The sequence below is a fragment of the Streptomyces sp. NPDC044064 genome (assembly GCF_056434245.1).
Window position 1 is genome coordinate 26190 of sequence record NZ_JBWKFN010000040.1, and the last position, 13873, is coordinate 40062.

The 13873-nt window shown below is 71.8% G+C and carries 14 protein-coding genes; 5 read left to right on the plus strand and 9 right to left on the minus strand.

Annotation, left to right across the window (positions count from 1 at the left end; translation table 11 throughout):
* Window positions 1-27 precede the first annotated feature (27 nt).
* The 4 genes from AC07DS_RS41300 to AC07DS_RS41315 form a co-directional block, all read right to left on the minus strand.
* Window positions 28-1104: a hypothetical protein gene (locus AC07DS_RS41300; protein WP_479153884.1), complete on the minus strand. Its 1077-nt coding sequence runs from the start codon at window positions 1102-1104 to the stop codon at window positions 28-30.
* A 140-nt stretch (window positions 1105-1244) separates the two neighbouring features.
* A complete protein-coding gene (locus AC07DS_RS41305) occupies window positions 1245-1937 on the minus strand; it encodes a SigE family RNA polymerase sigma factor (RefSeq protein ID WP_479153885.1) in 693 nt (230 codons plus the stop codon).
* A 321-nt stretch (window positions 1938-2258) separates the two neighbouring features.
* Entirely contained in the window at window positions 2259-3338 is a 1080-nt protein-coding gene (locus AC07DS_RS41310; RefSeq protein WP_479153886.1) for an aspartate-semialdehyde dehydrogenase, read from the minus strand.
* Window positions 3338-4609, minus strand: a complete 1272-nt coding sequence (locus AC07DS_RS41315) for an aspartate kinase (protein WP_145886290.1) — start codon at window positions 4607-4609, stop codon at window positions 3338-3340. The genes AC07DS_RS41310 and AC07DS_RS41315 overlap by 1 nt, the downstream gene beginning before the upstream one ends.
* Before the next feature lie 265 nt (window positions 4610-4874).
* Here AC07DS_RS41315 and AC07DS_RS41320 point away from each other — a divergent pair, with 265 nt between their 5' ends.
* Window positions 4875-5594 (plus strand): TSUP family transporter, encoded by a 720-nt coding sequence (locus tag AC07DS_RS41320; RefSeq protein ID WP_479153887.1) that lies wholly within the window; start codon window positions 4875-4877, stop codon window positions 5592-5594.
* A 15-nt stretch (window positions 5595-5609) separates the two neighbouring features.
* Here AC07DS_RS41320 and AC07DS_RS41325 read toward each other — a convergent pair whose 3' ends face one another.
* From AC07DS_RS41325 to AC07DS_RS41335, 3 genes are read right to left on the minus strand one after another with little or no spacing between them, the layout of a single operon-like run.
* The gene (locus AC07DS_RS41325; protein ID WP_479153888.1) at window positions 5610-6272 is read right to left on the minus strand and encodes a DUF5063 domain-containing protein; all 663 of its coding nucleotides are present in this window, start codon (window positions 6270-6272) and stop codon (window positions 5610-5612) included.
* The gene (gene recR, locus AC07DS_RS41330) at window positions 6265-6864 is read right to left on the minus strand and encodes a recombination mediator RecR (protein WP_053664569.1); all 600 of its coding nucleotides are present in this window, start codon (window positions 6862-6864) and stop codon (window positions 6265-6267) included. Before recR ends, AC07DS_RS41325 begins: the two co-directional genes overlap by 8 nt.
* Before the next feature lie 55 nt (window positions 6865-6919).
* Entirely contained in the window at window positions 6920-7264 is a 345-nt protein-coding gene (locus AC07DS_RS41335) for a YbaB/EbfC family nucleoid-associated protein (protein ID WP_145886284.1), read from the minus strand.
* Window positions 7265-7536: 272 nt separating this feature from the next.
* Between AC07DS_RS41335 and AC07DS_RS41340 the strand changes: the two genes are divergently transcribed.
* Entirely contained in the window at window positions 7537-8286 is a 750-nt protein-coding gene (locus AC07DS_RS41340) for an SLATT domain-containing protein (RefSeq protein ID WP_479153889.1), read from the plus strand.
* A gap of 151 nt (window positions 8287-8437) precedes the next feature.
* On the opposite strand, the gene AC07DS_RS41345 is transcribed toward AC07DS_RS41340, so the two are convergent.
* A complete protein-coding gene (locus AC07DS_RS41345; protein WP_479153890.1) occupies window positions 8438-10453 on the minus strand; it encodes a serine/threonine-protein kinase in 2016 nt (671 codons plus the stop codon).
* Between the two features lie 195 nt (window positions 10454-10648).
* On the opposite strand from AC07DS_RS41345, the gene AC07DS_RS41350 reads away from it, so the two are divergent.
* The 3 genes from AC07DS_RS41350 to AC07DS_RS41360 all read left to right on the plus strand — a co-directional run bounded on the left by AC07DS_RS41350 (window position 10649) and on the right by AC07DS_RS41360 (window position 13606).
* A complete protein-coding gene (locus AC07DS_RS41350) occupies window positions 10649-12004 on the plus strand; it encodes an aminotransferase class III-fold pyridoxal phosphate-dependent enzyme (RefSeq protein ID WP_479153891.1) in 1356 nt (451 codons plus the stop codon).
* Between the two features lie 111 nt (window positions 12005-12115).
* Complete coding sequence (locus tag AC07DS_RS41355; protein WP_145886276.1) at window positions 12116-12808, plus strand: GntR family transcriptional regulator; 693 nt, start codon at window positions 12116-12118, stop codon at window positions 12806-12808.
* A gap of 147 nt (window positions 12809-12955) precedes the next feature.
* Window positions 12956-13606: a hypothetical protein gene (locus AC07DS_RS41360; protein WP_145886274.1), complete on the plus strand. Its 651-nt coding sequence runs from the start codon at window positions 12956-12958 to the stop codon at window positions 13604-13606.
* Here the strand turns inward: AC07DS_RS41360 and AC07DS_RS41365 are convergent.
* Window positions 13599-13763 carry a hypothetical protein gene (locus AC07DS_RS41365; RefSeq protein WP_479153892.1) on the minus strand — a complete coding sequence of 55 codons (165 nt, stop codon included), beginning with the start codon at window positions 13761-13763 and terminating at the stop codon, window positions 13599-13601. The two genes, AC07DS_RS41360 and AC07DS_RS41365, sit on opposite strands and share 8 nt — an antisense overlap.
* Window positions 13764-13873 lie beyond the last annotated feature (110 nt).

The following is a 13873-nucleotide window of genomic DNA, read 5'->3' on the forward strand; positions in this document are numbered from 1 at the left end:
GCCACAGGCCCGGACCACGGCTCCTGGCTACGCGCCCGCGAGCACCTCGGTGTAGTACACCGTCCCGGCGCACGCGTTCGGCACGGTCGCCGCGATGGTGGGCGAGCCCCCCTGCGCGGTGTGGGTGACCAGGACGCTGCCGTCGGCCGTGGTGCCGTCCTCGGTGCCGAGCTGGGTGGTGGTGCCGGAGGACGTGGCGCCGGTGTCCGTGCTCCCGGTGGCGCCGGCGTCCTGGGTGGGCGTCGGGTCGGGCGAGGGACCCCCGGTGTCCGAGCCGCCGGTGGTGTCCGAGCCGCCGGTGGTGGGACAGGTCTCGGAGGGCACGAAGGCGAACTTCTCCTCGTAGGCCGCACCCGGCTGCAGGACCAGCGCCGCGACCTCCAGGGAGGGGTCGGGCAGGGCGGCCGCCGCGTCCCCGGCCACATGCCGGGCGCTGAGGATCTTGGCGGGATCCGCGGCCCCTTGCGCCGAGACGCCGATCGAGCCCGGGCCGCCGACGGTGCAGCCGGCGGTGGAGATGTTGGTGACCCGGAAGGTGCCGTAGACGACGCCCGCGGAGTCGGGGGCGTCCACGGTCTGGGTGGCGGAGCCGAGCTGGGCAGCCGTGCACACCGGGGTGCCCGTGGCGAGGGTGGCGGACGGGTTGGCGCCGGTGGTCGAGCCGGTGCCGTTGCCGCCGGTCCTGCCCGGCTCACCGCCCTTGCTGGTGTCCTTGCCGTGCCCGGGGGGCCGGTCGTGGGAGCCGCCGACGCTGCTGGAGCCGCCGTCCGGGTCCTTGCCCTGGGTGGCGCCGCCCTGGGCCTGGGAGGTCTGCCCGGCCATGGCGGTGTTGGGGTCGGTGCCGGCGGAGTTCGAGACGTGGATCAGCGCGGGGATCGCCGTGCCCACGAACAGTGCGGCGGCCGCCATGCCGACGGCGGCCTGGCGCTTGCGGGCGCGCCGGGCGGGCACCGCCTTGCGCAGGTGGTCCAGCGTGCCGGTGCGCGGCTCCAGGTCGTCGACCGCGGAGTGCAGCAGCCGGCGCAGGTCCAGGTCGTCCGGGCCGAGCCCGTCCGGGCCCGGGCCGAGCCCCTCGGGGCCCTTTTCGTCGGGGCCGTGGTTCACAGTTCCGTTCCCAGCGTGCGATTGCGTGTGCTCTTGCTCGTGGTGCTTCGTGGGTTCGTGCCCGTAGGGCTCATGGCGTCCCTCGGAGCGGCCTTCGCGGGAAGGACCTTCATGGGAATCGCCCCCTTCGGTGTGCTCGCTCATGCCGGTGTCTCCATGGCCACCCGCAGCGCGGCGATGCCCCGCGAGCCGTACGCCTTCACCGAGCCCAGGGAGATGCCGAGCGTCTCGGCGACCTGGGCCTCCGTCATGTCCGCGAAGTAGCGCAGGACGAGGACCTCGCGCTGGCGGCGCTGCAGGCCCTTCATCGCCTTGATGAGGTCGCGCCGCTCCAGCGAGTCGTAGGCACCCTCCTCCGCGCTCGCCATGTCCGGCATCGGCTTGGAGAGGAGCTTCAGGCCGAGGATGCGCCGGCGCAGGGCGGAGCGGGACAGGTTGACGACCGTCTGCCGCAGGTAGGCCAGCGTCTTCTCGGGGTCGCGGACGCGCTTGCGGGCCGAGTGGACGCGGATGAAGGCCTCCTGCACGACGTCCTCGCAGGAGGCGGTGTCGTCGAGGAGGAGCGCGGCGAGGCCCAGCAGGGAGCGGTAGTGCGCCCGGTAGGTCTCGGTGAGGTGGTCGACGGTCGTGCCGGCGACCGCGGCGTCCGCGGTCGCGGTGTCGGCCGCCGTGTCGTCGGAGCCGTCACGCTGACTGGGTATGCGGGCGGGCCGCGCTGCGGGCATGGGCGCGATCACCGGCATGCCGCCGGGAATGCGCGGCCGGAGCGCAGCGCGGGGCGGCCGGAGCGCAGCGGAGCCGCGGGCCGCACTGAGTTCGAGTACCTCTGCCACGCCTGTTGGACACGTCTCCCCCCGCCAGGGTTGTACGTGCCGGGCGTCACATGTCCGACAACCGACGGTGTCCCAAGTGCCGTCATGCGTCCCGCTCTTCCCCTATATCCCATTTGAACGGGCGTCCCCACGCCCCGATCACGGCGTCCCCACGCCAGGATCCTCACGTCCCACGCCCCGCAAAGGTGACCGCAAAGACGCTCCCCGCCCTTCGCATGGTTGCGAGGAGCGGGGAGGAAAATCCTCTGTCGCCGGGGAGCGCGGATCAAGCGTTCTGGACCATGCTCCCCGCCACATTCTTACGTGGATACTACAAACGTCTTATCCGCGAGCGGGTGTCTCTCCCCTGAATTCCGCGGCGACCAGCTCGGCGATCTGCGCGGTGTTGAGCGCGGCACCCTTGCGCAGGTTGTCGCCGCAGACGAAGAGTTCGAGCGCGGTCGGGTCGTCGAGGGCCCGGCGGACCCGCCCGACCCAGGTCGGGTCGGTGCCCACCACGTCGGCGGGGGTGGGGAACTCACCGGCGGCGGGGTCGTCGTAGAGCACGACGCCGGGCGCGGTGGCGAGGATCTCGCGAGCGCCGTCGACGGTCACCTCGCCCTGGAAGCGGGCGTGGACGGTGAGCGAGTGCGTGGTGACCACCGGCACCCGGACACAGGTCACGGCGACCGGCAGCTGCGGCAGTCCGAGGATCTTGCGGGACTCGTCCCGCACCTTCATCTCCTCCGACGACCAGCCGTCCTCCCTCAGCGACCCGGCCCACGGGACGACGTTCAGCGCGACCGGCTCCGGGAAGGGCCCGGTGTCGTCCCCGACGGCCCGCCGTACGTCACCGGGCTTGGTCCCCAGCTCGGTCCCGGCGACCATGGACAGCTGGGCCCGCAGCGTCTCCACCCCGGCCCGCCCCGCCCCGCTCACCGCCTGGTACGACGACACCACCAGCTCGCGCAGCCCGAACTCGGCGTGCAGCGCGCCCAGGGCGACGATCATCGACAGGGTCGTGCAGTTGGGGTTGGCGACGATCCCGCGCGGCCGGCTGCGCACCGCGTGCGGATTGACCTCGGGGACGACGAGGGGCACGTCCGGGTCCATCCGGAAGGCGCCGGAGTTGTCGACGACGACCGCACCGCGCGCGGCGGCGATCGGCGCCCACTCGGCGGAGATCTCGTCGGGCACGTCGAACATGGCGATGTCGACCCCGTCGAAGGCGTCCTCCGTCAGGGCCGCCACCTCGATCTCCTCCCCGCGCACGGCCAGCTTGCGGCCGGCCGAGCGCGGGGAGGCGATCAGACGGATCTCGCCCCAGACGTCCGCGCGCTGGGACAGGATCTGGAGCATGACCGCGCCGACGGCTCCGGTCGCACCCACGACCGCGAGCGTCGGCTTTCCGGTCGGCGCCATTACCGGCCCGTGCCTCCGTAGACGACGGCCTCGTCGGTGTCGGAGTCGAGACCGAAGGCGGTGTGCACGGCGCGCACGGCCTCCGGCACGTCGTCGGCACGGGTGACGACCGAGATACGGATCTCCGAGGTCGAGATCAGCTCGATGTTCACGCCGGCGTTGCTCAGCGCCTCGAAGAAGGAGGCCGTGACGCCCGGGTTGGTCTTCATGCCGGCGCCGACGAGGGAGATCTTGCCGATCTGGTCGTCGTAGCGCAGCGAGTCGAAGCCGATGCCCGCGCGGTTGCGCTCCAGCGCGTCGATGGCCTTGCGGCCCTCGGTCTTCGGCAGCGTGAAGGAGATGTCGGTCAGCCCCGTGGAGGCCGCCGACACGTTCTGCACGACCATGTCGATGTTGATCTCGGCATCGGCGATGGTCCGGAAGATCGCGGCAGCCTCACCCGGCTTGTCCGGCACACCGACGACCGTGATCTTGGCCTCGGAGGTGTCGTGCGCGACACCGGAGATGATGGCCTGCTCCACCTTCTTGTCCCCAATCGGCTCACTGCTGACCCACGTGCCCTGCAACCCGCTGAAGGAGGAGCGGACGTGGATCGGGATGTTGTAACGGCGGGCGTACTCCACACAGCGGTGGAGCAGCACCTTGGAGCCGGAGGCCGCGAGCTCCAGCATGTCCTCGAAGGAGATCCAGTCGATCTTCTTCGCCTTCTTCACCACACGCGGGTCGGCGGTGAACACACCGTCGACGTCGGTGTAGATCTCGCAGACCTCGGCGTCGAGCGCGGCGGCCAGCGCCACGGCCGTGGTGTCGGACCCACCGCGGCCCAGCGTGGTGATGTCCTTCTTGTCCTGGCTGACGCCCTGGAACCCGGCGACGATCGCGATGTTGCCCTTGTCCAGGGAGTCCCTGATGCGGCCGGGCGTGACGTCGATGATCCGGGCTTTGTTGTGGACCGAGTCGGTGATGACGCCTGCCTGGCTGCCGGTGAACGACTGGGCCTCGTGGCCCAGGTTTTTGATCGCCATGGCCAGCAGGGCCATGGAGATACGCTCTCCGGCGGTCAGCAGCATGTCGAATTCGCGTCCGGCAGGCATCGGAGAAACCTGCTCGGCGAGATCGATCAGCTCGTCCGTCGTGTCGCCCATCGCGGAAACGACGACAACCACCTGGTTGCCGTTCTTCTTCGCTTCCACGATCCGCTTGGCGACGCGCTTGATGCCTTCGGCATCGGCTACGGAGGAGCCTCCGTACTTCTGCACGACAAGGCCCACGTGCGCTCCTCGCTCGGTTCGTTTGTGTCGGCTCAGTCTAACGAGCGTCCGAATTCCACCGTCCTGCTCCCGCATGGTGAGACGTCGGACGGTGGGAGATCGACGCGCTCGCGACCGGAACCTGCCCAGCGCACGACACGCCACGCGGAACGTGCCCCGGCTCACAGTGACCGCATGATTTAACTTTCAAGCACCAGGGGAGAGTGCCGCCCGTCCGCGCCGACCCCTTGATCACACCCGGGCGGCGGCAGGAGACTGCCGAACCGTGACAAGCGACCTGCTGCTCGCCGCGATCGTGCTGCTCGGCTCGACCGTGCAGTGGATCACCGGGATGGGGTTCGCGCTGGTCGCCGTCCCCGGGCTGGTGCTGCTGCTCGGGGCGGGCGACGGGGTCACGCTCGCCAACTGCGCCGCCGGCGCCATCAGCGTGGTGGGCCTCGCCGGAGGATGGCGGCGGGTGCGGCCGCGGGCGATGGTGCCGTTGTGCGTCGCCGCGGCGTGCACGGTGCCGGCGGGAGTCTGGCTGACCCGTCAACTGCCCGAGCCGGTCCTGCTGTTGGTCATGGGCGGCCTGGTCACGTGTGCCGTCCTGCTGGTCCTGCGGGGCGCCCGGGTGCCGATGCTGCGGGGCACGCGGGGTGCGGTCGCGGCCGGCGCGGTGGGCGGCTTCATGAACTCGGCGGCCGGCGTCGGCGGGCCGCCCGTCTCCCTCTACGCGGTCAACGCGGGCTGGACCGTACGGGAGTTCGTGCCCAACGCGCAGTTCTACGGCGTCCTGGTCAACGCCTTCTCCGTGGCCGCCAACGGGACGCCCCGGCTGGGGACGGCCCAGTGGGTCGCCGCCGTGGCCGCGATGACCACGGGGGCGCTGCTCGGCCGGGCGCTCGCCGGACGGGTCCCCGAACCACGGGCGCGGCTGCTGGTGCTGCTGCTCGCGCTCGCGGGCGGGGCGACGACCCTGGCGAAGGGCCTGTGGGGGCTGTGAGCGGGTCCGGGCGCGCTACTTGGCCGGGCGCATCCCCAGGGGACCGCCGATCTCCTCCGCCATGACCCTGCCCGCCTCGAACTCCAGGGTCTCGTCGCCCATGGCCGCCTGGTCGGTGTCGAGGCCGTCGAGCTCTTCCAGGGGCTGGTTGAGGCGGACGTGCGCCACCAGGGACTGGAGGGCGCGGAGCGTGGCGGAGGCGGTGCCGCCCCAGTTCGAGAAGTAGGAGAACTGCCACCACCACAGGGCCTCCGTGGTGCGGCCCGAGCGGTAGTGGGCCATGCCGTGGCGGAGGTCGGTGACGACGTCGGCGAGGTCGTCGGAGATACGGGCCGGGACGGGGGCCGTCCGGGGCTCGTAGGGGTCGAAGACCTCGGAGTAGACGTCGATGGGGTCGAGGAGCCGGGCCAGGTTCTCGCGCAGTATGTCCACGTCCTGCTCGGGGCCGAGGTCGGGCTCGTAGCGCTCGTCGGGGACGATGTCCTCGTGCGCGCCGAGGCGGCCGCCGGCCAGGAGGAGCTGGGAGACCTCCAGAAGCAGGAAGGGGACGGCCGAGTCGGGTTCGTCGCCCTTCGCCACCTCTGTGACGGCCACCAGGAAGCTCTCGATCTGGTCCGCGATCTGGACCGCGAAGTCGTCCGGGTTCCGGCCGGTCGCGTGCAGCGTGGCGTCAGACATCTAGGAGTCGTCTCCCCTCGAAGGCGCGGCCGAGGGTGACCTCGTCCGCGTATTCCAGGTCGCCACCCACCGGGAGGCCGCTGGCCAGGCGGGTGACCTTGAGGCCCATGGGCTTGATCATGCGGGCGAGATACGTGGCCGTGGCCTCGCCTTCCAGATTCGGGTCCGTGGCCAGGATCAGCTCCGTGACCGTCCCGTCGGCCAACCGCGCGAGAAGTTCTCGTATACGCAGGTCGTCGGGGCCGACGCCCTCGATCGGGCTGATCGCGCCGCCGAGCACGTGGTAGCGGCCGCGGAACTCGCGGGTGCGCTCGATGGCGACGACGTCCTTGGGCTCCTCCACGACACAGATGACCGAGGGGTCGCGGCGAGGATCACGGCAGATGTTGCACAGCTCCTCCTGCGCCACGTTGCCGCAGGTCGCGCAGAAGCGGACCTTCGCCTTCACCTCGAGGAGGGCCTGGGCGAGCCGACGGACGTCCGTCGGCTCCGCCTGCAGGATGTGGAAGGCGATCCGCTGCGCGCTCTTGGGACCGACGCCGGGCAGCCGACCCAGCTCGTCGATGAGGTCCTGAACCACGCCTTCGTACAACGGACTGCCCTTCCTGGAGTCTTTCAGTGCGTACGGTAGTTGGCCGCGCCCCGTCTTAGAAGGGCAGACCGGGGATGCCGCTGCCGCCGCCCAGGCCCTGCGCCAGGGGGCCCAGCTTCTGCTGCTGGAGCGTCTGCGCGTTCTCGTTGGCCGCCTGGACGGCCGCCACGATCAGGTCGGCGAGGGTCTCGGTGTCCTCCGGGTCCACCGCCTTCGGGTCGATCTTCAGGCCGCGCAGCTCGCCGGAACCGGTGACGGTGGCCCGTACCAGCCCGCCGCCGGCCTGCCCGTCGACCTCCGTGTTCGCCAGTTCCTCCTGCGCCCGCTGCAGGTCCTGCTGCATCTTCTGGGCCTGCTGGAGCAACTGCTGCATGTTGGGCTGGCCACCACCGGGGATCACGATCAGCTCCTGGTTCCTCGTTCGTCGCCTGCGGCGTCGTTTCTCCGTTGTGCACGAGCCTACGTGGTCTGCGCGGCCATCGCCCCGCCACTCTTTCGAGTGAGAGCAGAGGCAGACCTATACCTGATCAAGGCGCTCTTCCGGGCGGAAAAGAGGGGAAAGCTCCGTCCTCGCCACCCATTGGGCGGTAGGAAGGATGGCGCGCGTCGGCATGCAATGTCACGCAATGTGACGGGCCCTGTTCCAGTGTCGTGTTCAGTAGGGAGTGCCGGGTGGCTCAGCCGGAGATGCAGCCCGAGGGTCCGCCTCAGGACGGGTGGGGCGAGGGTGCGGCCGGGCCGCGGCCGGGCGATCTGACCGGGCGGTCGTTCCCGCTCGGGGACTGGGGGGAGCCCGCCGAGCGACTCGACGAGCTGTACCGGTGGGTGGAGCGGGGAGCACTGCAGACGGCGTCCTGGTATCTCGCGGACCGGGTGTGGAAGCGACGCGGGGCACGGGCGCTGCGGGCCGGGGCGGCGGCGGGGGCGGTGTGCGGGGCCGCGCTGCCGTTGCTGGACCTGACCGGGGTGGTCGGCGGGGTGGCGCCCTGGGGGTATCTGGCGCTGATGCTCTCGGTGGCGTGTGTCGCGGTCGACCGGTTCTTCGGGGTCACGTCGGGCTGGATAAGGGACGTGGCGACCGCTCAGGCTGTGCAGCGGCGGTTGCAGGTGTTGCAGTTCGACTGGGCGTCGGAGAGCGTGCGGGAGGTCCTGGGGCCGGCGGAGGGGACGGCCGGCGAGGCCGCCGAGCGGTGCCTGGCGGTACTGCGGCGGTTCTCCGAGGACGTGATGGAGCTGGTGCGCACGGAGACGGCCGACTGGATGGTGGAGTTCCGCACGGGTTCGGCCCCGCTGGGCATCCAGGCGGCGGTGGCGTCCGGGGCCCGGGTGGATCCGGGCAGCCCCGTGGGACGGTTTCCGCTGCCGCCGGCGAACGGGACGCGCCCGAACATGCCGAGGCAGCGTCCGCCGGAGCCCCGATAGGCACCCTCCCCTTCAGCCGGCTGGGCGCACAGCTTCATGCCCGCCGGGGTCCAGCACGTGGCCGTGCGTGCGGATGACGTTCTGGCCGTTCCCCCTGGCGGGACGGAGTTCGCCCAACGTGCAACAGCCGTAGCAGGAAGGTGAGTTCGCCTCACTGCTTGGTGTACGTCAGGCTCTCCCCGCCGCTCTTCTTCACCCGCTTCAGCCGCCCGTCCGGCAGCAGCGTGATCTCGGTGGCCTCGCCCGGCGAGCAGGAGGACAGCGGCTCACCGGAGCTGACGCTCGACGGCCCGATCTCCAACGGACCGTTGCCGCCGGGCTGTTCGCTGAGCTCCGCCTCGAACACGCAGTGGTACGTGCCGCCGCCCGCGGTGGGTCCGTCCGCGACGAGCGTGAGGACGGTGTCCCCCACCTTCCCCTGCTGGATGGTCAGTTGACGGGTGTTGGTGCCACTGGCGTTGTCGATCGTGGTCTGCCAGGTGCCGAGGTAACCGGCCGGGATCGCCCCGTCCGCGGGCGCGGAGGAGGACGGCGCCGAGGTCGTGGGGGTGGGCGCCGGCGAGGTACCGCCCGGCGCGGTGGTGGTGACGGTGGGCGCAGGACTGACCGTCCCCCCGGCCTTGCCGTCGTCCCCGCCATGGTTCATCAGCGCGTACACCGACCCGCCCGCGCCGAGCGCCACGACCAGCGCGATCACGACGAGCAACGCGGTGGACCGCCCGTTGCGCCGCTCGGGCTCCTGCGGAACCCCGACCGGCGGCGGCCCGTAGGGCGGGGTGGCACCGAGCCCGCCACCGCCGTAGGGGTTGTACGGCTGCTGCGGGTAGCCGTAGACGGGGGCCTGGGGCTGAGGATGCTGCTGGGGCTGCTGCGGATACCCGTACTGCCCCGGCGAGGCGTACGGCCCGGCCGCCGCACCGTAGCCGGGAACGGCGGGAGGCGGTGCGGGCGGCGGGGTCGGCCCGGAAACCAGGGTCGGAAGATGGTTGACGGCCGCACCGCTCCCCTTGGCCGGGGGCGCCGCGGAAACGTCATCAGCGGCGGAAGAGTGCTCGGGCGACCCGCCGCCCCCCTGCTGCTGCACCCAGGCAGGAGCAGGCACTCCCGCAACCGCACCCGGCCCTCCCGGCGCACCCGCACCTGCCGACGGCGAGTCCGCCCCGCCGGGGCCGCCCGCACCCGCCGACGGCTGCTGCACGGGCGGTGCGGGCGGGGACGCGGGCCCGGCCGGAGGCCGGGTGCTCGGCGACGGATCCTCCGCGTCCAGCAGCTGCACCGCATGCCGCCCCAGCTGCGCCACCAACGCCCCCGGCAGCCAGGGATCCCGGGACCGCCCCCCGGACACCGTGTCCTCCGCCCCCGTCCGCTCCAGAATGCGATCCAGCGAAGGCCGGGCAGCGGGATCCTTCTTCAGACAGTCCCGCACCAGATCCGCGATCCCCTCCGGGACCCCCTCCAGATCCGGCTCCTCCTGGGCGATCCGGAACATCAGGGCGTGCACCCCGCTGTTGGCACCCCCGAAGGGCAGCACACCGGTGGCGGCGTAGGCGAGCACGGACCCCAGGCAGAAGACGTCGCACGCGGGCGTGATCCGGTCCCCCCGCACCTGCTCGGGCGCCATGAACCCGGGCGACCCGACCAGCGACCCGGTACGGGTCAGCCCGTCCCCCGCCATGGTCTCCATCGCCCGCGCGATCCCGAAGTCGATCACCCTCGGCCCGTCGATGGTGACGAGCACGTTGGACGGCTTCAGATCCCGGTGCACGATCCCGGCCGCGTGGATGTCCTTGAGCGCGTGCGCGAGCCCCGCCGCGAGGATCCGTACCGACCGCTCGGGCAGCGCCCCGTGCTCGCGTGAGACGACCTGCTGCAGGCTGGGCCCGGCGACGTACCCGGTGGCCACCCAGGGCACCGCGGCCTCGGTGTCCGCGTCCAGCACGGGCGCGGTCCAGTGCCCGCCGACCCGCCGCGCGGCCGTCACCTCCTGCCGGAACCGCGCCCGGAACTCCTCCTGCTCGGCCAGCTCCTCGCGCACCAGCTTCACGGCGACCGTACGGCCCCGGTCGGACCGGGCCAGGTACACATGCCCCATTCCGCCCGCGCCGAGCCGCGCGAGCAGCCGGTACGCCCCGATCCGCTGCGGATCCCCCGGTCCCAGCTTGTCCATTCCCGCGCCGCCTTCCCCCCATAGGTCTGCAACGGACCGAGAATAGTGCGGCCGCACGGGGGGCCGCGCGGACCTGGGTCTACGGTTCCGTAACGGCGGTGCCGTCGCACGTCGACAACCTGTCGCGGAAAAGCCCCGCCCACGGAACAGGACGCCGATGTCGCGTCCGCATCCCGGACATTTACGCTCGCCCGCATGACCCCTCAGCTCAGCCCCGAAGCCGGCGCCGCGGTGAAGGCCGCGGACCGTGCGCATGTCTTCCACTCCTGGTCCGCCCAGGACCTCATCGACCCGCTCGCCGTCGCCGGCGCCGAGGGGTCCTACTTCTGGGACTACGACGGCAGGCGCTACCTGGACTTCACCAGCGGACTCGTCTTCACCAACATCGGCTACCAGCACCCCAAGGTCGTCGCCGCGATCCAGGAGCAGGCGGCGAAGATGACGACGTTCGCACCCGCGTTCGCCGTCGAGGCGCGCTCGGAGGCGGCCCGGCTGATCGCCGAGCGGACCCCCGGCGACCTGGACAAGATCTTCTTCACCAACGGCGGCGCGGACGCCATAGAGCACGCCATTCGCATGTCCCGGCTGCACACGGGCCGCGCGAAGGTGCTCTCGGCGTACCGCTCGTACCACGGCGGCACCCAGCAGGCGATCAACGTCACCGGTGACCCGCGCCGCTGGGCCTCCGACAGCGCCAGTGCCGGTGTCGTCCACTTCTGGGCGCCCTTCCTCTACCGCTCCCGCTTCTACTCGGAGACCGAGGAGCAGGAGACCGCGCGGGCGCTGGAGCACCTGGAGACGACGATCGCCTTCGAGGGGCCGGGGACGGTCGCGGCGATCGTCCTGGAGACCGTGCCCGGCACCGCCGGGATCATGGTCCCGCCGCCCGGCTACCTGGCCGGGGTCCGGGAGATCTGTGACAAGTACGGGATCGTGTTCATCCTGGACGAGGTCATGGCCGGGTTCGGGCGGACCGGTGAGTGGTTCGCCGCGGACCTGTCCGGTGTCGTGCCGGACCTGATGACCTTCGCCAAGGGTGTGAACTCGGGTTACGTGCCCCTCGGCGGTGTGGCCATCTCCGAGAAGATCGCCGAGACCTTCGGCAAGCGGCCCTACCCGGGCGGTCTCACCTACTCCGGGCACCCGCTGGCCTGCGCCGCCGCCGTCGCCACGATCAACGTGATGGCGGAGGAGGGCGTCGTCGAGAACGCCAAGCGGCTCGGCGCGAGCGTCGTCGGACCCGCCCTGGCCGAGCTGGCCGAGCGGCACCCGAGCGTCGGCGAGGTCCGTGGCGTCGGCATGTTCTGGGCGCTGGACCTGGTGAAGAACCGGGAGACCCGGGAGCCGCTGGTGCCCTACAACGCGGCCGGCGAGGCGAACGCCCCCATGGCCGCGTTCGGCGCCGCCGCCAAGCAGCACGGACTGTGGCCCTTCATCAACATGAACCGGACCCACATCGTCCCGCCCTGCAACGTCTCCGAGGCCGAGCTGAAGGAGGGCCTCGCGGCCCTGGACGCGGCGCTGAGCGTCGCCGACGAGTACACGGCGTAACCGAACGGCAGCTGCCGCCTGGCCGATCCGAACGCGTAAGGTGACGTGCTCGTAAGAGATGACGAGCACCTACGAGTACGTCACCCATACGCGTGAGGAGAGGCCCGGACGATGCCCGGCAACGGCGCCGTGACGCGCAGCACCCTGCGCCAGCAGATCGCGGACGCGCTGCGTGACGAGGTGCTGGCGGGGCGGCTGCAGCCGGGCCGGGCGTTCACGGTCAAGGAGATCGCCGACCAGTACGGCGTCTCGGCGACCCCGGTCCGCGAGGCACTGGTCGACCTGTCCGCGCAGGGCATCCTGGAGGCCGACCAGCACCGCGGCTTCCGCGTCCCCGAGTACTCGCCGGCCGACTACCGGGGCATGATCGAGGCCCGCAGCCTGGTCACCGACGGCATGTTCCAGGCCCTCACCACCCACCCGGCCTTCACCGCCCCGGAGGACCCGCGGACGGCGGCGGCCCTGGCGGCGGTGCGCCGGCGCGGCGAGGAGGCCCAGCGGGCCGCGGCGGCCGGTGACCTCAGCGTGCTGATCGGCTACGACCTGCGCTTCTGGCGCGAGCTGAGCGGCCTGTTCGGCAACCCCTACCTGGCCGACTTCCTGCACCGCCTGCGGGTCCAGTCCTGGGTCTGCGCGGTGCAGCACCTGCGCCGCCTCCCCGACGTGCGCCACCACCTGTGGGCCGGCCACACCGAGCTGGTCGACGCCCTCGCCCGCCGCGACGCCGAGGCGGCCCGCGCCATCGTGGCCGCGGCCAACGCCCACTCCCTCGCGCTCGTCGAGCGCCTTGCCGAGCAGCCCTGATCAGCTGCGTCACGCCCCGTGCGGACAACCCGGACAGAGAGTGGAAGTCGCACCGGGGGGCCTCGACATGCCCCGTAGCGATTACGCTTCCTGAACGCCCTGCCCGCGGAGTGCGGCCTCTGATCGACCCACACTAGGAGCTGTCCTTTGGCCTGTGACCTGTGGCTGGTCCCGCTCGTCGACGTGTTGTGCCACACCCCGGACAACCCGTTCGCCGAGGAACTCGCGCACTACAACGACGCGCTGGCCGCGGCCGGTCTCCCGCCGGTGCCGGTGTACCAGTACATGCCGGGCCTGTCCGGCGAGGTGGCCCCGGTGGCCGGCTTCGACTACGACGCGCTGCACTTCCTGCGCCGGGCCTACCTGCTCCAGGTGTGCGGGCTGCCCGTGACCCCGGTGGACGAACTGGGCGGTGACTACGAGCAGTTGCTGGAGATGTTCGAGTCGACGGCCCAGCAGTCGCACCTGGTGTGGCACTACGACCACGCGGGCGCCTACGTCCCGGTCGATTTCCCGCACCCGCTGTCCAGCGACGAACTCCTGGCCGGCGGCGGCCCCCTGGGCTCCTCCCAGTCCCTGCTGCGGGAACTGGAACTGGTGGCCCCGTCGATCGGCATCGACCCGGCCAACCCGCCGGCCGCCCCGGCACCGCCGGCCGCCCCCACCGAACTGGAGGAGCCCGCGGTACCGGCGCCCTACGACCCCAGCCCCTTCGCCCGCGAGCGCCATGTGTGGCTCGGCCTGCACGCGGCGGCGACGCGGTCCCTGGCACAGGGGTCGATGATCGTGTTCAGCTGACGCGGTCGGCGCCACCGGCGTGAACCGGCTTCGTGGCGAGGGCGTCGGCCTTCTGGCCGGCGAGTTCGTCGCGGAGGCTGTAGTTCGGGTCGGCCGAGGGGAGGGCGGACTCCTCGGCGGACGTCCCGCTCCGGGTCCGGCCCTCGAACTCGCCCACTGGGAAAAGCACTTGGTGGTCTCGGAGGCGCGCAGGGCCTTCTTGATCCGGCCTCGCTCCAGCTGCGCCTGATCCCCCCGGAAGACTCCCGGTTCCTGGTCGTCGCGCTC